At 59.1% G+C, this 20,648-nt stretch carries 20 protein-coding genes; 2 read left to right on the plus strand and 18 right to left on the minus strand.

The genetic code is table 11. From position 1 onward, the window contains the following. From B3X29_RS10235 to B3X29_RS10300, 14 genes are all read right to left on the minus strand, one after another. Window positions 1-1,641: a thiamine pyrophosphate-binding protein gene (locus tag B3X29_RS10235; protein ID WP_103176899.1), complete on the minus strand. Its 1,641-nt coding sequence runs from the start codon at window positions 1,639-1,641 to the stop codon at window positions 1-3. 13 nt (window positions 1,642-1,654) lie between these two features. Continuing rightward, window positions 1,655-3,124 (minus strand): aldehyde dehydrogenase, encoded by a 1,470-nt coding sequence (locus B3X29_RS10240; RefSeq protein ID WP_290531438.1) that lies wholly within the window; start codon window positions 3,122-3,124, stop codon window positions 1,655-1,657. Between the two features lie 9 nt (window positions 3,125-3,133). Continuing rightward, on the minus strand, window positions 3,134-3,904 hold the full coding sequence (locus B3X29_RS10245) for an aspartate dehydrogenase (RefSeq protein WP_156655201.1): 771 nt from the start codon (window positions 3,902-3,904) through the stop codon (window positions 3,134-3,136). Window positions 3,905-3,913: 9 nt separating this feature from the next. Continuing rightward, window positions 3,914-4,708 (minus strand): SDR family oxidoreductase, encoded by a 795-nt coding sequence (locus B3X29_RS10250; protein WP_103176902.1) that lies wholly within the window; start codon window positions 4,706-4,708, stop codon window positions 3,914-3,916. Beyond that, entirely contained in the window at window positions 4,692-5,462 is a 771-nt protein-coding gene (locus tag B3X29_RS10255) for an alpha/beta fold hydrolase (RefSeq protein WP_156655202.1), read from the minus strand. Before B3X29_RS10255 ends, B3X29_RS10250 begins: the two co-directional genes overlap by 17 nt. A 10-nt stretch (window positions 5,463-5,472) precedes the next feature. Beyond that, complete coding sequence (locus B3X29_RS10260; protein WP_103176904.1) at window positions 5,473-6,003, minus strand: cupin domain-containing protein; 531 nt, start codon at window positions 6,001-6,003, stop codon at window positions 5,473-5,475. Between the two features lie 10 nt (window positions 6,004-6,013). Continuing rightward, window positions 6,014-7,270, minus strand: a complete 1,257-nt coding sequence (locus B3X29_RS10265; RefSeq protein WP_114316837.1) for an MFS transporter — start codon at window positions 7,268-7,270, stop codon at window positions 6,014-6,016. Window positions 7,271-7,295: 25 nt separating this feature from the next. Then, complete coding sequence (locus tag B3X29_RS10270; RefSeq protein WP_159339843.1) at window positions 7,296-8,483, minus strand: NAD(P)/FAD-dependent oxidoreductase; 1,188 nt, start codon at window positions 8,481-8,483, stop codon at window positions 7,296-7,298. Beyond that, a complete protein-coding gene (locus B3X29_RS10275; RefSeq protein WP_156655204.1) occupies window positions 8,480-9,406 on the minus strand; it encodes a VOC family protein in 927 nt (308 codons plus the stop codon). Before B3X29_RS10275 ends, B3X29_RS10270 begins: the two co-directional genes overlap by 4 nt. A 78-nt stretch (window positions 9,407-9,484) precedes the next feature. Then, window positions 9,485-10,273 carry an IclR family transcriptional regulator gene (locus B3X29_RS10280; RefSeq protein ID WP_156655205.1) on the minus strand — a complete coding sequence of 263 codons (789 nt, stop codon included), beginning with the start codon at window positions 10,271-10,273 and terminating at the stop codon, window positions 9,485-9,487. Between the two features lie 12 nt (window positions 10,274-10,285). Then, window positions 10,286-11,035 carry an SDR family oxidoreductase gene (locus tag B3X29_RS10285; protein ID WP_156655206.1) on the minus strand — a complete coding sequence of 250 codons (750 nt, stop codon included), beginning with the start codon at window positions 11,033-11,035 and terminating at the stop codon, window positions 10,286-10,288. Beyond that, complete coding sequence (locus B3X29_RS10290; RefSeq protein WP_103176908.1) at window positions 11,035-12,057, minus strand: aromatic ring-hydroxylating oxygenase subunit alpha; 1,023 nt, start codon at window positions 12,055-12,057, stop codon at window positions 11,035-11,037. The genes B3X29_RS10285 and B3X29_RS10290 overlap by 1 nt, the downstream gene beginning before the upstream one ends. 10 nt (window positions 12,058-12,067) lie before the next feature. Beyond that, window positions 12,068-12,376 carry a recombinase-like helix-turn-helix domain-containing protein gene (locus B3X29_RS10295; protein ID WP_159339844.1) on the minus strand — a complete coding sequence of 103 codons (309 nt, stop codon included), beginning with the start codon at window positions 12,374-12,376 and terminating at the stop codon, window positions 12,068-12,070. After that, window positions 12,373-12,696: a Rieske (2Fe-2S) protein gene (locus B3X29_RS10300; RefSeq protein WP_013098654.1), complete on the minus strand. Its 324-nt coding sequence runs from the start codon at window positions 12,694-12,696 to the stop codon at window positions 12,373-12,375. The genes B3X29_RS10295 and B3X29_RS10300 overlap by 4 nt, the downstream gene beginning before the upstream one ends. 413 nt (window positions 12,697-13,109) lie before the next feature. Between B3X29_RS10300 and B3X29_RS10305 the strand changes: the two genes are divergently transcribed. Continuing rightward, complete coding sequence (locus tag B3X29_RS10305) at window positions 13,110-14,321, plus strand: MFS transporter (protein WP_290531445.1); 1,212 nt, start codon at window positions 13,110-13,112, stop codon at window positions 14,319-14,321. A 3-nt stretch (window positions 14,322-14,324) separates the two neighbouring features. On the opposite strand, the gene speB is transcribed toward B3X29_RS10305, so the two are convergent. From speB to B3X29_RS10325, 4 genes are all read right to left on the minus strand, one after another. Further along, window positions 14,325-15,245, minus strand: coding sequence for an agmatinase (gene speB, locus B3X29_RS10310; RefSeq protein WP_058608614.1), 921 nt, complete (start codon window positions 15,243-15,245; stop codon window positions 14,325-14,327). A gap of 151 nt (window positions 15,246-15,396) precedes the next feature. Then, window positions 15,397-16,212, minus strand: coding sequence for a sugar phosphate isomerase/epimerase family protein (locus B3X29_RS10315; RefSeq protein WP_159339846.1), 816 nt, complete (start codon window positions 16,210-16,212; stop codon window positions 15,397-15,399). A gap of 36 nt (window positions 16,213-16,248) precedes the next feature. After that, window positions 16,249-17,532 carry an ABC transporter substrate-binding protein gene (locus B3X29_RS10320; protein WP_103176912.1) on the minus strand — a complete coding sequence of 428 codons (1,284 nt, stop codon included), beginning with the start codon at window positions 17,530-17,532 and terminating at the stop codon, window positions 16,249-16,251. 13 nt (window positions 17,533-17,545) lie between these two features. Continuing rightward, window positions 17,546-18,724 (minus strand): oligogalacturonate lyase family protein, encoded by a 1,179-nt coding sequence (locus B3X29_RS10325; RefSeq protein WP_159339847.1) that lies wholly within the window; start codon window positions 18,722-18,724, stop codon window positions 17,546-17,548. Between the two features lie 161 nt (window positions 18,725-18,885). Between B3X29_RS10325 and B3X29_RS10330 the strand changes: the two genes are divergently transcribed. Then, complete coding sequence (locus tag B3X29_RS10330; RefSeq protein WP_103791339.1) at window positions 18,886-20,460, plus strand: hypothetical protein; 1,575 nt, start codon at window positions 18,886-18,888, stop codon at window positions 20,458-20,460. Window positions 20,461-20,648 lie beyond the last annotated feature (188 nt).

The following is a 20,648-nucleotide window of genomic DNA, read 5'->3' on the forward strand; positions in this document are numbered from 1 at the left end:
CTAGTACAGCGTTTTCTGCGGCGGCCCGGCAAACTTCAGGGCGCCAATCTGCCCCATCCGCACCTCCACCACCGACGGCCCCGGCATGGCCAGCGCCTCTGTCATCACCGCATCAAAATCCTCTGCCCGCTCAACGCTCCACGCCTGCAGGCCAATCGCCTGGGCCAGCAGGGTAAAGTCCGGCGTATGCAGCTCGTTATAATACTGCCGCCCGCCAAAATATTTATCCTGAATGCCACGCATCACGCCGTAACCGCCGTCATTCATGATCAGCAGCGTCACGTTGGCTTTCTCCTGCGCCAGCGTCGCCAGCTCGCCTAAATTCAGGCTCAGGCCGCCGTCGCCCACCAGCCCCACCACCTTGCGCTGCGGATTGGCAATCGCAGTACCAATTGCCATCGGCAGCCCCATGCCAATTGCCCCGGCCAGAGAGTGAATGTTCATCAGCGGACCGTTGGCGCGGAACAGACGGCTGCCCCACAGGCTGCCGGAAACGGTGATATCACGCACGAGCAGGCCATCCTGCGGCAGCGCTTTCTCGATGGCGTCGTTGAGCTTCGCATAGGCACCACACTGCTCGCGCAGACCCTGCTCAGCTTGCTCCACCGCCTGCTGTACCTGCGTGTCCCACTGCGCGTTACCCCATTCACGCCCCTGCGCTTTTGCAGCCAGCGCGTTAAGCAGCGCTGAACAATCGGCTACCAGCGTCTTATCCATCAAATAGTTACGGCTTGCCGCCGCCGGATCGATATCGATCTGCACCCGCGGAGAGGGCAGTTCGAGCGTCCATGAACGGGTCTCATTGCTGCGCAGGCGTGAGCCCGCCACCAGCGTAAAATCACACCGGGCGATCAGCGCCTCCACTGACGACGAGTTGTGGAAAGCCCGCAGGCTGGCGCGATGGCTGTCCGGCAGCACGCCGCGCGCGTGGGTGCTGGAGATCACGGTGATGCCCGCATCCGCCAGCTTTTTCACAGCGTCAGCGCTGCCCAGCGCCCCGCCACCCAGCCACAGCAGCGGCTGTTTCGCCTGCTTCAGCTGCGCCCAAAGCGCATCAACCATTCCGGCGTCTGGCGCTGAAACTGACACCGGTTTTACCGGCGCCGTCACCAGCGACAGCGGAATTTTCGCCCCCTGAATATCAATCGGGATCTCCACAGAGACCGGCCCGCACGGCGGCGTCTGTGCCTCCTGAATCGCTTTATGGAGAATCGCTATCGCCTGGTTGGCATTGCTGATGCGATATGCCCGTTTTGAACTGGCCTTCAGGAAGGTCAACTGGTCGCGGGTTTCGTGAATAAACCCGGTGTCGGCATCCAGCCAGGCTTTTTCCACCTGTCCGGTTAAATGCAGCAGCGGCGTGCAGGCATTCATCGCTTCCACCAGCGCGCCTACCGCGTTACCTGCCCCTGCCCCGGTACTGGTCAGCGCCACGCCGAGGCCGGAAAAACGCCCGTGGGCATCGGCCATGGTGACGGATCCCGCTTCGCCGCGCGCGGGCACAAAGCGGATATTGCCGCGCTGCCCTACTGCATCGGCGATGGGCAGGTTGTGAATGGAGATGACGCCGTAGATGGCCTCAACCTGATACTGCTCCAGCGTTCTGGCGATGGCGTCGCCGACGGTTATCATTTCGCTCATTGCTCACCCTTTTTCAGTCGCACCAGTGGTTGACGCTGTTACCCGTCGCCAGATAAATGCTCTTTTGTTGCATCCAGGCTTTCAGCCCCTGAATGCCCTTTTCGCGGCCCAGACCGCTCTCTTTAAAGCCCCCGAACGGGGTCGAAATCGCAAAGACCTTGTAGGTGTTGAGCCACACCGTGCCCGCCTCAAGCTGCTCGCTTAAGCGCAGCGCACGTCCGGTATCCCGCGTCCAGATCCCGGCAGCCAGACCATATACCGAGTCGTTCGCCTGCTGGATCAACGCCGCTTCATCGTTAAATGGCATCGCCACCAGCACCGGGCCGAAGATCTCCTCCTGACAGGCGCGGGCGCTGTTGCTCAGCCCTTCGATAATCGTTGGCTGGAAGAAGCTGCCGTTTGCAAGATTGGGATCGGCTGGGATCTCCCCGCCGCACAGCACGCGGCCCCCTTCGCGCTTCGCCAGCTCGACGTAGGCCTGCACGCTCTGGCGATGCTTATCGTTGATCAACGGCCCGACGTGGATGCCGTCGGTAAACGGATGCCCGACGCGCAGGCCACGGGTTAACTCCAGCAACCGCGCCATCAGCGGAGCGTAAAGGCTTTCGTGGATAAACAGCCGCGACCCGGCGATACAGGCCTGTCCCGCCGAGCTGAAGATGCCGAAGCAGATCCCGCGCGCGGCCTGCTCGATATCCGCATCGTCGAGCACGATGGTCGGGGATTTACCGCCCAGCTCAAGAGAGGCCGGGATCAGCTTTTCCGCCGCCACGTGCGCCAGATGACGGCCAGTGGTGGTGCCGCCGGTAAAAGAGATTTTGCGCACTTTAGGATGGCGTGCCAGCGCATCGCCAATGACCGAGCCTTTGCCCGGCAGCACGCTCAGCAGCCCGGCGGGCAGCCCCGCCTGTTCAAAGATGCGGGCCAGCTCCAGCGCCATCAGCGGCGTCGCTTCGGCGGGCTTGAGGATCACCGCGTTACCGGCGGCAATGGCCGGAGCGACTTTCTGCATTTCACTGGCAATCGGCGAGTTCCACGGCGTAATGGCTGCCACCACGCCAAGCGGCTCATAGCGACTCAGGGTTAGTAAATCCGGCTGGCGCGGCGTCGGAAGCTCCCCTTCCAGCAGTTCGCAGGCGGCGGCAAAGTAGCGCGCCGTTCCCGCCGCGCTCATCACCAGCCCGCGTGCTTCCGCCAGCGGTTTGCCGTTATCGCGGCTCTGCATCTGCGCCAGCTCGTCGACGCGGGATTCAATCTGATCCGCCACTCTGTGCAGGATCTTCGCGCGCATATGCGGCAGGCTGTTGCGCCACAAGGGATCGCGCCACGCCAGCTCGCCAGCCTCGATTGCGTCATGCAGATCGTCGAGGCTTGCCGCGTTTAAAACCGCGTTGATCGTTCCATCAGCCGGGAAGTGGCTCTGCATCGGGTTGCCGCCGCCGTGTCGCCACTGCCCCCCGATAAAAATCTTCAGTTCGCTCATCGTCACTCCTCAGCTCAGGGCCAGCTCGCGGCAGGCGCGGACCGCGCTCAGTGCCGCCAGGGTGGAGGTTTTCGGGTTAGAGGCAAGCGGCAGCCCGCTCAGCTCAAGATGGAACTCGCCAAACACGCCTTCGACGTGCAGCGTGTGGGTATTGCGTTTCGTGGCCGGGTCGACCATCAGCTGTACGCGGGTCTCATCCATCCCCACGCCGCCGAGCGCCACGGTCGCCGCCACGTTGGCGTTGGCCGGGAACAGTCGTGCCGCCTCCCGGGCGCTGCCTTCGAAAAAGACCTGCGCCACTGACACCGAATTAAGATCGATAAGCTGTTCGGCGTAGCTGCCGCGCCAACTGGCCGGGCTTTTACGCGACTGATAGGTCACGCGCTCAAGCCCGCCCTCTTTCGCCGCCGCCAGCCCGTCGATGCCGGCCACCGCGCCGGAGAGCAGCGTCAGTTTGCCGCCCGCGTTGAGCAGGCGCTGCTCCAGCGCGCTATCTGCCAGTGCGCCGGTGGAGATCACCGCCAGATGCCAGCCGCGATGCAAAATATCCTCGCCGTACTGCGCCACCGCCTGCTGGCTGGCGCACTCCAGCACCAGATCGGGCGCTTCAGCGCACTCCAGCGGCGAGGTCAGCGCCACCACCGCATCACCAAACTGCTGGCGAATCGCCGCGTGATGAGACGCGCGCGCCACGATCCAGCCGATAGCGACACCGGCAGGCAGGCGCTCGATCACCGCCTGCGCCATGGCGCCGAACCCAATTAACATGATCTTTTTCATGATGCGTCCTTACAGATGGCGGCAGAAGCCGCCGGAAACGTCCAGCGCGGCGCCGGTGGTAAACGAGGCCAGCGGCGAGGCGAGGAACAGCAGCGCCTGCGCGGGCTCCTGCGGCTTGCCGAGGCGCGCCATCGGGATGCCGCGTTTGCGCGCGATCTCTGCCGTCCACTCCGGCCAGCTCTGGCTTTTGTCTGTACGGTTTTCAAAGCGGCGCTGCCACTGGCCGGACTCCACCATGCCGAGCAAGATGGAATTCACCCGAATGCCTTTCCCCACCAACTCTTTCGAGAGTGTCAGCGTCATATTCAGCAGCGCGGCACGGGCGGCAGAGGTGGCAATCATGTGCTCCTCCGGCTGCAGCGCCAGTAGCGAGTTGACGCAGGTGATGGAGGCGATGTCGGACTGCTCCAGCAGCGGCTGAAACGCCTGCACCGGATTGATCACTCCGAACAGCTTCAGCTCGGCCTCGTGCAGCCACGCCTCGCGCGGCGTATCCTGGAAGTGCGCCACGTAGCCCTGCCCGGCGTTGTTGATCAGCATATCCGCCGCACCAAAGCGCGCCTGAACGGCATCCGCAAAGGCCTGCATCTCGTCAGCGTTCAGCACGTCGCATCGATAAGAGAAAACCTCCCCGTCGGGGTATTCGTTATGCAGCGCGGCATGGGCGCTGGCGAGGCGATCCGGATCGCGGCCACAGAAGGCCACTTTAGCCCCCTCGCCCAGCAGCAGGCGCAGCGTTTCAAAGCCAATGCCAGAAGAACCGCCGGTGACGACCGCTATGCGCCCATCAATTTGTGCATTCATCGCGCACCTCTTCGTTAATGCGTAAAAGCTGTTGGTTAAAAAACGCGTCGTTATCGAGATAGCTGGCGTGACCGGCCTGGGGAATGGCGATAAACGGCAACCCGTATCGCAGCGCCAGCCCCTGCACCAACTCCGGCTGCGTAATCGCATCCTGCTCGCCGCACCAGACTTCAAAATCGCCCGGGTAGCGCTTAAGCCAGGCATGGATGTCGTCATATGCCAGCATCCACGCGGCGGCCAGGTAGCCCTCCGGGCGCAGCTTGCGCATCCCTGACGCCACGGTGGCAATATCCTCCGCGCGCGCGCCAGGGCGCAGCAGCTTCGCGGCGCGGGTCTGGGCGAGGATTTCGCCGCCCAGTGCCATCTGTTGCTCGCGGTTGCGCCAGACCTGCTCGCGCTGCTCCGGCGCGGCCTGGCCGTAGCCCTGCGCGGCATCCGCCAGCACCAGATGGATAACGCGTTCCGGGAACTTCGCCGCAAAAGCACTGGCGACCAGCGCCCCCAGAGAGTGCCCTACCAGCACCGCCTGCCAGACGCCCGCCCGATCGAGCATCGCCGCCAGCGCGTCGGCGTAATCTCCGGCGTTTGCCCGTTCAGCTGCCAGCATCGGGCTTTCGCCATAGCCGGGCATGTCCCACGCCAGCACCCGAAAACCGTCCAGCGCCATCTGCTTATGCCAGGAGGCGGCGCCGGAGCTGATGCCGTGCAGCAACATCAGCGGAATGCCGCATCCCTGTTCACGAAATTCCGTCATCGTGCACCCCTTAGTTCCGCTTCACTTTTGAGAGCGGATGATCGGCCGGGTAGGTCGGGATTTCCGGCTTGTTAGTGCCCAGCATGACGCACATCAGCGCCTCTTCTTCGCCGTGGTTGAACAGCCCACGATAGATACCCGGCGGGACGGAGATGAGGTCACGCTCGCGCAGCACGGTTTCGGTGTAGTTGTCGCCATCCTGGATCATCAGCGTGATCTGGCCTTTCAGCATGAAGAAGACCTCTTCCACATCGTCATGCAGGTGCAGCGGCCCTTCGCACTTCGACGGCAGTACCATGGTGGAGAAGGTAAAGTGATCCGCCTGCACGGTGTTGGTGTCGTTCGCCACGCCGGTGGCACCGGTGCCGATGTAGCGCATCTGCGCCCGGCGGTATTTCGGATCAAAATCGGCCTGGAACTTCAGGGCGTTCCAGTCATATTTACGCCCTTCGAAGCGCGCGATGCGCGACTCGACCCACTCTTCCATCGTCAGGTGGTCAGGTTTGATGCCAGATTTGTTGGTTATGGTTGAATCAGTCATGACACTCTCCTCAGTAACGTCTCAGCAGCGGCAGTAACAGGACGCAGCCCACCGCCGCCATCACCGCCAGAAAAATCAGCCCGGAATCCATGCTGTGGGTGAAGGCGATAAGCGCGCCCATCACCGCCGGCGACAGCGCGCCCGCAAAGTTTCCCAGCCCGTTGAAGATGCCGCCCGCCGTAGCACTCACCCGTGGATGGGTGGCCTTTGCCAGCAGGGCGAAAATGTTGGGCGCCCCGGTGCCCCACATAAAGGTACTGAAGCTCATCGCCGCGATGATGGTCAGCGGGGTGTCGAGGTGCATGACCGCTGCCAGCCCCACCGCCGCCCCCGCCATGGAGATAAAGCAGGCCGCGGCGCGCTTATCGACCCGGTCCGAGAGCCATGCGCCAATCACCTCGCCTGCCAGCATGGCGATAAACGGCATCGACGACAGCCAGCCCGCATGCTCCAGATGAATGCCCTTCCCCTTGATCAGGTAGCCCGGCAGCCAGCCGTTGATACCCCACAGGTAGGTCAGGAAGGCGATGTTAAAGATGCAGATGATCCAGAAGTGCGGACTGACGAACAGCTCGCGCCGGGCCGCGCGACGCTCATCCTGCGACGCCTGAGTAGTGGCCGGTTTCGCATCCAGACGGATCCCCCGCAGACCGATGCGCACAAAAATAAGCACCGGCACGGTCAGCATCGCCATCACGAAGAAGGTGCTCTGCCAGCCGAAGGTATTCAGCAACCAGAGGGAGAGCGGGAAGCCAATCGCCGCCCCCACCGGGGTGCCCAGCAGCCACAGCATGGTGGCGCGCGCCTGCAGATGCTGCGGGAAGTTGTGGCGCACAATGGCGAAGGCCAGCGGGAAGAGCGGCCCTTCTGCTACCCCCAGCAGGATGCGCAGGACAATCATCAGCGTGTAGTTATGGGTAAAGCCCATCGCCACCATCAGCACGCACCAGATCACCATCATCCCGGTGAGCAGGCGCAGCGGGGCGATTTTGTCCCCCAGCCCGCTTAAAAAGACCGATGAAAAGCCGTAGCTCAGCAGGAAGGCGCTCATCAGAATGCCGAGGCGCGTGGTGTCGAAATCGATGCCCATCGCCTGCTGGAAATGGCCGTCAGAAAACAGCGCCGCAATGCTGATTTTGTCGAAAAACGCCAGCAGCACGCAGGCCAGCAGCGCCAGCGGGATGGCCCAGCGCACCGCTTTTTCAGGCGTGCGGGTTCCCTCACCGCTCGCCTCAACGGGCGCGGTGTTGGTCTCTAATGTGGTCATATCTCCCCCTACGGGTGCGGGTTAGCTATCGCAATGACATCAGTGAAAAGGTCGGGTCGCTGAGCGGTACGTCTGACAGATCCCTTCCCGCCGCCATCCAGCGCTTCGCCAGCTTGACGGTGCGCGCATCGTTGAACGCCACCAGCTGCGTCAGCCGCCCGTTCGCGTCGAGCGAGAAGAACAGCGAATCGTCCCGCACTATCGTGCTGCTGCCCGGCTGCGGAATACCGAGGATCTGAATATTGTGCTGATATTGATCTGACCAGAGCCACGGCGCGTCGTCGTAACCTGACGCATCGGGGTTGAGCATTGCTTTCGCCGTCGCCACCGCCTGATTCTGGGCAAAGGCCCAGGACTGGATGCACAGGCCGTAGTGATGATGCTGGGCCACATCCCCGGCGGCAAAGATGAACGGATCTGCGGTGCGTCCCTGGGCATCCACCACGATCCCGCGTTCGGTTTTAAGCCCGGCGTTACGCGCCAGTTCCAGGTTGAGATCGACACCGATCCCCACCACCACCGCATCAAAGGTTTTACGCTGGCCGTCGCAGTGGATGACCGGCAGACCGTTATCGTCTTCCAGCTCCAGCGCGCCGCAGCCGGTGCGGATCGCCACACCCTGCTCGCGGTGAATGGCCTCTAAGCGCTGCGAAACCTCGCCACTCACCGAGCGCATGCAGAGTGCGGGCTGCTGCTCGAACAGCGTGACCGCCACGCCGCTGCTGCGCGCGGAAGCGGCAATCTCAAGACCGATCCAGCCGCCGCCAACGATAGCCAGGGTGCGGCTCTCCGCCAGACGGCTTTTCAGACGCTGCGCGTCCTGCCAGTGGCGCAGGGTGTAGACCTGCGGGTGCGCCGCCCAGGCCTCACCCGGCAGGCGCGCCCGCCCTCCGGTGGCCAGTAAAAGCATGTTGTAACTAAGGCGTTCGCCGTTGCTTAAAACAACCGCTTTCGCTTCACGATCAATGGATTCAGCCCGCAACGGACGATACCAGGTCAGGTTCAGCGCCTGCTGCGCCTCTTCGGAAAAGAGTCGCGGAAACGCCGCCTCTGGTTGCAAAAGAGCCGCTTTCGACAGCGGTGGCCGTTCGTAGAAATCCCATTCCTCTTCCGCCACCACGCAAATCTCGCCGTCGAAACCCTCGTCACGCAGGGTTTTAGCCGCCCAGCCCCCCGCCTGGCCGCCACCGATAATGACAATGCGCGACGTCATACCGCCTCCGTTTTTTTCTGCTGACGGCGCGTGTCGTGATCGATCCCGCCTTCCACCGCCCATTCGGTAAAGGAGACCAGCGAGTGCTCCAGCTCGCGCGGCTGCCAGTTTTCGGTCAGGTAGTCGTCGTTGGTGTAGTACTCAAACGCGCCGCCGGTCGGGCTATTGACGTACCAGAAGTAGGCCGACGAGACCGGATGGCGGCCCGGCCCGATAAAGGTGCTCCATTCATTTTTATTCATCGCGATACCACCGCCGATCACCTCGTGGATATCGCGCACGGTAAAGGCCACGTGGTTCAGGCCGCGCTTACGGTTCGGCAATTGCAGCAGGAACAGGTTGTGATGCCCCCCACGTACGCCGCAGCGCAGGAATACGGCGCGGTTGATGTAGCGGTCAGAGACCTGGAAACCGAGCACCTCGCGGTAGAATTTCTCCACCGCCGCCAGCTCCTCCACGAAAAACACCACGTGGCCGACGTTGATGGGCTGGGCGCGATCGTAAACCGGGCTGGGGGTGTCAATCCGGCGGGCATCGCCCCACTGGTTGATCGGCTCGACGTTCAGCTCCACGTCGGTCTGCTGGCTGACCTGCACGCGCAGGGTCATGCCGTTCGGGTCAAGGCATTCCAGCGCGTCGCCCACTTCGCGAAAGCCGGGCTGCTGCGCAAGCTTCGAGCGCAGTGCGTCCAGATCGTTCTGGGTCGCCACTCCCCAGGTCATGCGGCGCAGGGTGTTACCCGCTTCAAACGCCGGGGGCAGATCGGGGCTGTCGATCGGGTTAAGCTCCACGCGCGCGCCGCTCAGGGTGGTAAAACGCTGGCCGCTGGCATCGCCCGTCAGGCCAAAATCACGCATAAATTTGGCGCAGTGCGTCAGGTTCTCAACGCCAAATTCCAGCTTTTCAATTCCGGTTACACTCATCGTTCGTTGCCTCATCTGGCCCAAATTGGGCGTAAAACATGCCCGACGCAGTGAAGCGCCTGACGTTAACTCACTGATTTAACTGGCCTGTGATAAATACCCTAAGAAGCCAGAAATTTTGTCCGCCGCCAGACGAACCTCGTTTTGCAGTCGCTCGCGGTCGGCTTGTGGGATCTCTTCCGACGGCACCAGAATGCTCACTACCGCCGCCACGCGATGGCTTCGGTCAAACACCGGATAAACGATGGAGGAGATACCGTGGCGGAAGAAGGATTCACCGATCACGTATCCGCGGGCTTTATCCTGCTGCACCATTTGCCACAGGGCTTCACGGTCGTGAAGCTGACCCGGCGTGTTGCCCGGCAGGCGCTCCTGCGGGAACAGCTGTTCGAAATCGGCGCGGGAAATATCGGTCAACAGCATGCGGCCGAGCGAGGTGCAGTGCACCGGCAGACGGGTGCCAATGCTGACCTGATTGATGCGCGACCCGGCGGCGCTGACGCGGGCGATGTAGATGATGTCGCGCCCGTCGCGGATCGCCAGATGGCTACTGCACTGGCTGACGTCACGCAGTTGTTCAATCACCGGCTGACCCACCTGCGCCACATCCAGCGAGGCGATGTACTCAAAGCCCAGACGCAGCACGTTCATGCCGAGCGAGAAGGTATTGGTACGGGTGTTGCGCTCCAGAAAGCCCATATACTCCAGGGTCTGCACCACGCGGTAGGCGGTGGCCTTCGGCATATCCACCAGCCGGTGCAGCTCGGCAAAGGTCAGATCGCGATGCTGCTCGCCGAAGGCCAACAGCAGCTGTAAACCGCGCTCCAGCCCCGGCACCAGATACTTCACTTCCTGATCGTTTGCCATAATCGCCCTACCTTAGTTAAAGACAAAACCGCCGTTGACCGGAATAAGCTGCCCGGTGATGAACCGCGACAGATCGCTTAACAGCCAGACCACGCTGCCGGTGACATCTTCCGGCTGCTGCGCCCCCGTTAACGCCCGGCCATTTTCATAGAGCTGATGCCGTTCGGCGGGCACATATTCCGTCGCCTCAACGCGGGTTAATCCCGGCGCGATGGCGTTAATACGAATACGCTTTTCACCTAGCTCCCGCGCCATTGAGCGGGTCATGGCAATCACGGCCCCCTTACTGGCGACGTAGGCCATCAGGCGCGGCGCGCCCCACAGGGCGGTATCGGAGGCTACGTTCACAATCCCTGCCCCTTCCCGCAGCAGCGGCACGGCGGCGCGGGTGACCAGCCAGGTGCCTTTGACGTTGACGCTCATTACCCGATCCCAGAGATCCGGATCGTAATCGAGCATGTTTTTGCCGCCGACGCCGGTCGCCATCGCCGCGTTATTCACCAGGCCGTCAATCTGCCCCAGCTCGCCAATGGCACTGAACACCTGTTCGATGGAATGCGGATCGGCCAGATCGATAACGTGCGATTCGATCGCATAACCCTGTTCGCTCAGCCCGTGGGCGCTTTCAGCCAGCTCGCCTTTCAGGATGTCGCACATCACCACCGCCGCCCCCTGCTCCGCGCAGGCTCTGGCGAAGTGGTAGCCCAGCCCGCGCGCGGCACCGGTTACAACGATGCGTTTTCCGCTCAACAGCCCGTTCATCAGGCGGCTCCCTGCTGCGCGTCGCGCATCGCCAGCTGCTCTTTCGCAGCTTTTTGCATCATGCGGCGCAGGCGGGAGAGACCAACGTCATGCTGGTAGAGGTATTCATGATCGCGGGCGTTTGGCGCCATGCTTTCCAGCACCACACGATCCTGCTCCAGCACTTCCCAGTGCAGTTTTTCCAGGCGGTTACGGTACATAAAGCGCCACATATCGCGCTGCCAGCCCTGCACGCGGCGGATGCGCCAGAAGAAGACGCGGCAGTTGTCGTTATCTTCCGGTACCACCATACCGACGATAAAGAAGTGGCCGCCCGGCCCGAAACGCTTCCTGTAAGGAATGGAGAGGCGCATCCAGCAGGTGCCGCTGTTGCCCAGCTCCACCCAGTCGAAGTTGACGCCGCTCTGCCCTTTTTTCTCAAAGATGAAGCCGGTTTTGGTCGGCTGGAGCACCATGTCGGCCTTGCGGTCCCCTTCCGCCATTGAGTGCGAGGAGGAGTGCAGATAGGTGCCGTGCATCGGGTCCATCACGTTTTCCAGCGCGTACTGGTAATTGCATTTCCACCCGGCGGTGCAGAGGAAGTTGCTGAAATTTTCCATGTCGGCGAGTTCATCCGGGAAGGTCAGTTCGTCCGGCTGCTGATCGGCGGTGACGCCGAACCACAGGAAGATGGCGCCGTGCGCCTCCTGCACGTTATAGCTGCGTACGCACTGCTGGCCGACCAGCGGACATTTGTCCACCGCAGGCACATCTTTCACTTCGCCATTGCCTGCCACTTCCACGCCGTGATACCAGCAGGCGATGCGGTCCCCGAGATTCCAGCCCATCGACAGGCGCGCGCCGCGGTGCGGACAGCGGTCCTCCAGCGCCTGGACCTGGCCGTCTTTGTTGCGCCAGACCACAATCTGCTCCCCCAGGCGGGTAATGCCCACCGGTGCAGACTGCACTTCCCAGCTCGCCAGCACCGGATACCAGAGGCCGCGCAGACCTTTATCGAGATAGTTTTGTACGGTAGTCGTCATCGCGTTGTCCTCAGTAGCCGTTAACCTGTAAGAATGCCTGGAAGCTGGCGTCGCTCCACGGCTCGCCCTGCTGATCGTGCATCCGCACCGCGTTCAGCCCCTTCACCAGCTCCGGTAAGGTTTCAATGCCCTGCTCAAAGAGATCTTCCAGCGTGGCGATAAGGCTCATTTCCCAGTTTTCCGGCACCCGGCTGCGGGTCTGCCAGATCATGTTCTGGTACTCGCCCGGTTTATGAATGGCGCCGTTCCCGCCTTCTGCCGGGGGCGTAAACTGGCGGCTTTCGGGCAGCGCCGGGTTGAAGTTCAGGATGTCGCTCATGCCACGGTCTCCTCGACAAAAGTAATCTGGATTTGATTTTCAAAGACCCGAACCGGGTAGCGGTTAAGGTTTCGGCCGCCGGGGCCGTGCAGGCACTGGCCGGTTTTGACGTCGAACACCGCCTCGTGCAGCGGACATTCCACTTTGCCGTCCTCAACAAAGCCCTGACTCAGCAGCGCATAGGCGTGCGGGCATACGTCTTCCAGCGCGTAATATTCGCCGTCGATTAAATAAACGCCGATCTCTTTACCTTCTACGTTGCCGCTAAAAGGGAAATCTTCCTGTACTTGTTCTGCGTCACATACGCCTATCCAGCTCATCGCGATCCTCCAGGCTTTTGTTTCATATATGAAACTCTGTTTCTTATTTAATACGGTCAATATAAAAGCGATGAATGTTTCGTCAAGCGTCAATGTGACGAATTTGTTAATTGATCGGCAATTAATAAGCTAAGTGTGCAAGGGATCACGAAAAAATGCAGCGATATGAAATTTTCATTATTGAGGCGTGAAAGAATACGTTTTAGCGATGAGCTAAAAGAGTAAATGAAAAATATTGACTTCTTTTCTTTTTCTTCCTTAAAAATAAAGCAAAGAAAAATCGACAGGTTTCACCCGTGAAACACATTTTAAAACAACCTTTTAAAACAACGAGTTTCACAGGTGAACCATTTTAGCTCCGTGACAATCACATTGATAAAAATATAAATTCTCGAACGCATAAGGCGGGCAATATGACGGCAAGATGGCAAGGCACAATTGCACTGTTATTTCTCATTATTATTTCCTACGTTGACCGGGTAAATATTTCGGTGATGATTTTAAATCCGGAATTTGCCGAACATTTTCAGTTAAATGAAAACAGAATGTTACAAGGAATGTTAATGACCTGCTTTCTGCTGGGTTATGGATTCTCGGCTTTATTATTAACACCGGTTATCGAAAGCAAACTGCATTATCGGCAGGGGTTGTTAAGCAGCATTGCGATCTGGGCCCTGGTCTGCGCTGTTTCGCCATTGCTGGGCTCGCTAATGGGGATGCTTATCGCCCGCCTGGTATTGGGCATTGCCGAAGGTCCGCTCTTTTCCCTGAAAACGCGCTTTATAAGCGATAACTTCAGCGCGGAAGAGATAGGCAAACCCAACGCCGTCACCGCGCTGGGCGTCTCGCTCTGGCTGGCGGTGGGCTTTCCGCTCGTCACCTGGCTGATGGCACATCTGGGCTGGGCGGGTTCGTTCTATGCGCTGGCGGCAATCAATCTGCTGCTGGGTGGCGGGTTAATCTGGCGCTTCCTGCCCGCACCGCGTGGTGCGGTGAAGATGAAAAAACCAGGATTTGTCGAAACCTTTACCCTCGCCTGGCAAACGCCGCTGCTGGGCTGGATTTTACTGGTTGAAATCGCCACCCTGAGCTATCTCTGGGGAAGCAGTGCCTGGCTGCCCGCGTGGCTGCGGGATGAACACCATTTCTCCCTTCACGCGACGGGCTGGCTTGCGGCGATCCCTTTCCTGCTGAGCCTGGGTTCAAAGTTCCTGGGTGGTGTACTGCTCGATAAAATGCGCCCGGACCAGGCTCCGGTACTCTTTGTTGTGGGCGGCGCGTTGACCGCGTTGTCAGTGGTCGCCCTGATGCTCAGCCATCAGCCGGTATGGCTGGCGCTGTTTATGCTTTCCGCCAATATCTTTTGGGGGCTTCAGGGGGCCGCCATTCCTGCCGTGATCCAGCATCACGCCGCACGAGAAGCGGTGGGCAGCGCCTACGGGATCATTAATGGGATTGGCAATATCTGCGCGGCGTTTATTCCGCTGCTGATGGGGATGGTGATGAAATCGGCCGGGTCGGTCAGTTCCGGTTTTTCGGTGCTGGTGGCGTCGCAGGTTATCACTCTGCTGGCCGGAGGAATGTTGCTGCTGCGCATGCGTCGCGCAGCAGCACTCAGCGCGTAAGGCTTACTCGCCTTTTTTCGCCGCCTGGATGTAGAGCATCTCCAGCGCCAGGGTCGCTGCGGCCAGCGCAGTGATCTCGGACTGGTCATAGGCAGGCGCCACTTCAACGACGTCCATACCGACGATGTTCAGATCCTTCAGGCCGCGCACCAGTTTGATGGCGCGGTCTGAGGTCAGGCCGCCAATTACCGGGGTGCCGGTGCCTGGGGCAAAGGCTGGATCCAGGCAGTCGATGTCGAAGGTCAGGTAGACCGGCATATCACCGACGATCTGCTTAACCTGGGCGATGATGTCATCCACGCCGCGATCGTTCACCTGGCAGGCGTCCAGCACGGTGAAGCCGTTGTCTTTGTCGAATTCGGTACGGATACCGATCTGCACGGAGTGGTTCGGATCGATCAGACCTTCCTTCGGCGCGGTGAAGAACATGGTGCCGTGGTCAAATTCACAGCCGTTCGCGTAGGTGTCGGTATGCGCATCGAAATGCACCAGCGCCATCTTACCGAAGTGTTTCGCGTGGGCGCGCAGCAGGGGCAGCGTCACGAAGTGGTCACCACCGAAGGAGAGCATGCGCTTGCCGGCAGCCAGCAGTTTTTCTGCGTGCGCCTGCAGTTTTTCACTCATTTCACGCGCGTCGCCGAAGGCATATACCAGGTCACCGCAGTCCACGACGTTCAGGCGCTCGCGCATGTCGAAGTTCCACGGGAAGCGGTTATGCTCCCAGGCGAGGTTGGTGGAAACCTGACGAATGGCCGCCGGGCCATGACGGCCACCGGCACGACCAGATGTCGCCATATCAAATGGTACGCCGGTGATCACCCAGTCCGCATCGCTGTCGTAAGGCTGGAAGTTCATCGGAAGGCGTAGAAAACCAAAGGCATTGGAAACTAACGAGTTGTCGTACTGGTGACCTAAGGTGCTCATGGCAAAAACCTCATATTCGTCGCTATAAAAAAACCCTCCCGCGTCGTTAGCCCGACGAGGAAGGGTTAGATTGGAAAAAGGCAATAAAAAGAATTATCGCCGTTAATCTGCGCAGGTTCAAGTCAGGAAAAACGATCCCCCACCTCACCCCTTATAAGCGACGCAACCGGTCGATCAGCGGACCGGCCTCCTTAATCAGCGTTGCCGTTGACGGCTGGCACAAACACTCCAGCGAAACCGCCCCCTGATAGTTGGCCGCTTTTAGCGCCAGATAGATGTCGTCAATCGGCAAATGGCCATACCCCGGAAACGCCCGGTTAGAGTCGGCAAAATGCACATGCCGCAGCCGGGAGCCCAGCAAGGCTATCGCGTCGGTGAAATCGCGATCCTCAATATTGGCATGGAAAATATCCCATAACACGCCGACATTTTCCGGTGCGTCGCAGAAGCTCATAAACGCCATCATATCCGCCGCGCTGTGCAGATGCGCGATTTCATAGCGATTGAGGGCTTCAAGGACCAGCGTCACGCCGCACCGCTTCGCCTGCTCCACGCACGGCGCCATCGCCTCCGCCAGCGCATGCATATACTCGGTTTTACTCAGCATCCTGTCCGTTGCGCGCAATGAGCCTATGGTGACATGGCTCGACAGCTGCGCGGCGGCGTCAATATGTTCCGCCAGGCGCTGTTGAGTACGCAAAACCACCGCCCTGTCGCTGGAAAGTAAAGAGAGGCCATCGCGCTTGCGGGCCTGGCCCGTGGCAATAGTCGTACACCCCAGCCGGTAATCATCCAGCCGCTTTTTCAGCCATGAGACCTCCATGCCTTCATAATCATTGATGCACAGTTCGGCGGCGTCGAAGCCGCTTTGCGCCAGCCACGCCAGCCCCTGCTCAAAGTCCTGCGGGGTAAAAGGCGAAAAAAGCGTTTCATAACGGCAGGTTAGCGTTGCGCTAAAGGTAATCATATCCTTCCCCATCATCTGTGAACCGGTATCGTCGGGTTAGCGCATTGCTCTGCCCAGGATGCGTTCGGCATTACGGGAGAAGCTTTTCGCCGCCTGCTCTACCGTAAGGGTGCCCTGGTCGATATTTTCAATGGTGTTGTGCCAAAGCTCGACAAACTGCGGGTTATCGAAATAGGGCGAGGTGGGGATGTTATGGGGCAGTGCCAGGGAGGCGTTGATCCCGGCTACGGTAATATTGTCCTTTTGAATCACTCCCTCTGCTTCCAGCTGCTGCGCGGCCTTTTTACTCAGCGGCGTGCCGCGCTCCAGCCCCATCGCTTTGACGCCCTGCGGATCGTTCATTAAAAAATCGATCAGCTTCGCCGCCTCCTGTGGGTGCTTCGTCGATTTCCCCACGCTGAACATCATTGTCGGCTTGAAGAATAATCCGGCATCTTTCGCCCCCGGCAGCATAAAGAATGGCCCCAGCTCCAGCTTGTTATAGGGCGCGGTCAGGTTGTTTTCATACATCACGGCATTCGTATTCCACATATAGATGCCGCCCCATTTTCCCTGGATCCAGGGCTTCATCTCCCAGGTATTACTTTTGCCGTAAGAGGAGAGTACCCGCATGGAAGGGAAGACGTGGCTGTCGACAAGATCTTTATACAGCTGGAAGAACTCCACCCACTGCTGCGGGGTATAGTTGAACTTGCCCGTTTTCTCATTAATCGCCGGAATCGCGTACTTCTGCACCATCCAGGACTGTACCAGCGTCAACGACTCCATATAGTCGAGAACCAGCGGATATTTCTCTTTGTCTTTTGCCTGAAACGCTTTCCCGGCCGCCATCAGCTCCGGCCAGCTCTGCGGATAGCTGACGCCCATCTCCTGCCATAATTTCTTGTTGTAGTAGAAGCTGCGCGCCGTCACCGCCACCGGAATGCCGTTCAGCTTGCCGTTGACCGTGGTGGTACTCAGAGACTGCGGGTCATATTGCCCGAGGTCGAGCACCGCTTTCTGGCTGTAGAGATCATAAAAGCCGTTGCCGTCCCGGGAAAAAATAGGCAGCCAGTTCCAGTTGGTCTGAATGACATCCGGCTCGTTGCCGCCCGCAATCTGTACGGTCAGGCGCGAGAGGTATCCCTCCCACCCGGCATATTCGGCCTTCACCTTGATATCAGGGTATTTCTGCTCAAACAGCTTGATGGCGTTCAAGGTCGCCTGGTGGCGGCTGTTTCCTCCCCACCAGGAGATACGGATTTCCGCCGCCTGCGCCGCCGCGAGGCAGGAGCAGGCAAGCAATAATGAGGCGCTCAGGCAAGCGTTACGTTTCTTCATCGTTTGCTCCTTATTAAGCCTTAATGTTTTGCAAAACCTCAGGCGGGATCTCGGCCAGATAGAGCGCCGGTTTACCGTCTTTATCCGTGCTGAACAGCACCGCTTTTTCGTCCGGCGTAAACGAGGGGTGCGGATGCGTCACCTGGCGATCGCCGTCCAGCACCTGCCAGGATGAGCTGTGACGGGCGATTTTGTAGGCTTGCTTTTTCCGCAAATCAAATAACCACAGGTAGGGATCGCTGGTATCGCCATAGCCGGCGTTATCGGCGATATCAATGGGCACGCCGGAACCGTCGCCTACGGCGAGGGAGCCATCTTCGTTACTCATGACGTGCGAACAGGGGGGCATCGCCATCAGACGTTCGTCCTGACCGCTCTGACCATCAATACGGCATAAATAGCGCACAGGGCTGTTTTTCACATAGGTGACGTACATCAGCGCCGAGCCATCCGGCACCCAGAATTCATGGGTATAGCTCTCCCCGGGAGCGGGCTGTCTGGCTTTACGAATATTGCTGCCATCTTCATCCATCAGCCACATACGGGCATCGACCCGGTCCAAAGGACCCTCGTGGCAGAAGGCCACGGTGTTGTCATCAAAGGGTCGATAAATCGGATGCCCCAGCCACTGATTCTCCTCCAGCAGCGTGGTTCTCTCCCCTGTATGTAGATCGATGCGGATAACCCGACAGCGCGGCTGCTCGGCCCAGAAGGTCTGGAAGACGGTCCAGTCGCTAATTGGCCGCCAGCTGTCGCGATGGATCTCCACGCCGACAAGCTTATTGCAGGCGCTGTTCGCCACCCAGGTGCCATATCCCACCCACTCTTCCGGCACCTGATAAACGATCTCTTCCTGCAGCGTCGACAGATTTACCCGCATTAAATTGCGTTCGCTTTTTACATAATAGAGCGAGGTTTCATCCGGTGATAAAAAGCCGCCAAAGGTATTATCGCCCGCGCCTTCCGTTAATTGCATTGCTATACCCGTCGCCAGATCCAGCAAATAATAGTTGCGGTTAACATCGAACTCACCGGCAAAAATTAATTTCCTGCCGCCATCAATAAAACATTTCTGGTAAAAGTAATTACGATGACAAATAACATCAACAGGCGTGAAGCGGGTAACTTTAGCGCCGGTATCCTCATCGATATAGTGTTCAAAATGTAATTGTACCTTCATACCTTTCGCCATGGGAACTCCTCCTGTCAGGGCATAACAATCTGGCCTGCAGATGTCACACGTTTTAGCGCATTCGAGCAGGCTCACACTTTTTTTCTTACGCCAGCAGCGGCGTTTGATCTTTGCGGGGATCGCATCTAGCATGCGTTTTTTATCGCTGCGGAATGCGTTTAATGAATACAACGACGCCTTACCTGTTAATGGAATTTAATTCACCTGAAATATGGCGCTGGGCTTTTATTGAAAAAGCGGTACGACTGGCCACAGGCTATGGTTTTCAGGGCATTATTATTCACCAGCAGTCATTATTAGCGCGTCTGGCTCCGCCTTCACCGCATTGTAAAGGCGCCGATTTAATTAATCTCACCATCGCCCAGGAAAATGCCATTATTTATTTACGCAAAGTGGGCGACTATGTTCAACGTCATAATTTGCAGCTTTGGTTACAGGGAGAAGCCACCCCTAATAGCCAGGAATTAAAAGCAAAATTCCCGGAGTTTTTTCTTTCTGAAAATAACGAATCCCACTTTATTCACGCTTTTTTTCAGAACGTCATTCCGCACATTCTCGCCGCGTTGCCCACCGTTCGCGGTCTGCGCCTGTCGTTATCCACGCCCGACGTCAGCACCGAAAACTGGATTAGCGCACTAAAGGCGTTATATAAGGGCATCCGGCAACTGGGACGCCAGCTTATTTTACGCGATTACCAGGACAAAACCTGGCCCCGGCATATGCTGCGGGAAGCGCTGGAGGCCCTGCCCGGCGACGTTCGCGCCTCGGTTAAAGCAACCGAACTCGATTACCGTCCCGGCTTTGCCGGTAATCCCAATCTGCTCAACATTCGCCATAACCAGAAATGGCTGGAGCTGGATCTCTGGGGGCTGGAATATGGCTGGACGCTGCTGCCCTGTTATCTGCTTGACGAAATCCAGCAGCGCCTTAGCTGGCTTAATCAGCTCGACAGTACGCCAGAGGCCATCACCGTCCGCGTCGACTGGGAGTGGCTGCCCGACCTGACGCTGGAAGATTCCGTTAACGAGCTTAATTTGTCCGGCCTCTCCCGGCTGATCCACGAGCCAGAGATCGCCCCCCGTCAACTGATCGCTCCCTGGCTACAGCAACGCGCCCGCGCCCCTCTCTCCTTGCCGAACCTTAACGCCATCAGCGAAATTCTCGTCGCCAGCCACGAATGGAGCTGTAAAACGCCTACCCTACTGGGGCGCGTGCTGCAATCCCACAGCCGCCCCCCGGAAGATTTAGACCAGACCCTGCATCTGCTTCATCTTGATACCCGCGGCGCCAGCTGGACCCAGTCTTTTCAACCGCTGATGCCGAGCGACGATCCGGAGCTGGGCCACCAGCAGCGTCAGCTTATCGAGCTTGAGGACCAGCGTAGCCGCTTCCTGGCCGACTATATGTACAGCCGGGCATCTAATCTCCTGCCTGATAGCATGCTCACCGACGAAGCCCGGCATATCCTCCTTTCCGGGGTAACCCGGGCGGTGAAATATAGCCATATCTACAGCGCGTTCACCCGGGCGCTGACGCTAAAACTGTGGCTGCGCAAATATGGCGAGCAAGCGGATGTCAGGGCGGAATTCACCGCGGCGCTGGCGCACTTTACTCATCAGAATCGCGAGCTTGAAACGTGGCTGCTTCAGCACGGCTCACAACATCCCTCCTCCTTCGCCACACTGCTCAATCCGCCACGCATCGCGGCGTTGATAGCAAGCCTGGCTCACGACTAAGCGATAGTGAAAGCATGGTGGCACAGGGGCGGGAAGTAAATCCGTCAGGCAAAAGGAAAAGAGCGGTTAGCGCAATGAGCGGTAGAAAAAGCGAGGCCGATCACGACCTGGGGAGATTTCAGGTGATCTAACTCACATTTGAGAGGCAGGATATTGTGATCGCCATCTACTGGCTGGGGCAGGAAAAG

Source organism: Leclercia sp. UBA5076 (assembly GCF_002416465.1).
Lineage (GTDB): Bacteria > Pseudomonadota > Gammaproteobacteria > Enterobacterales > Enterobacteriaceae > Enterobacter.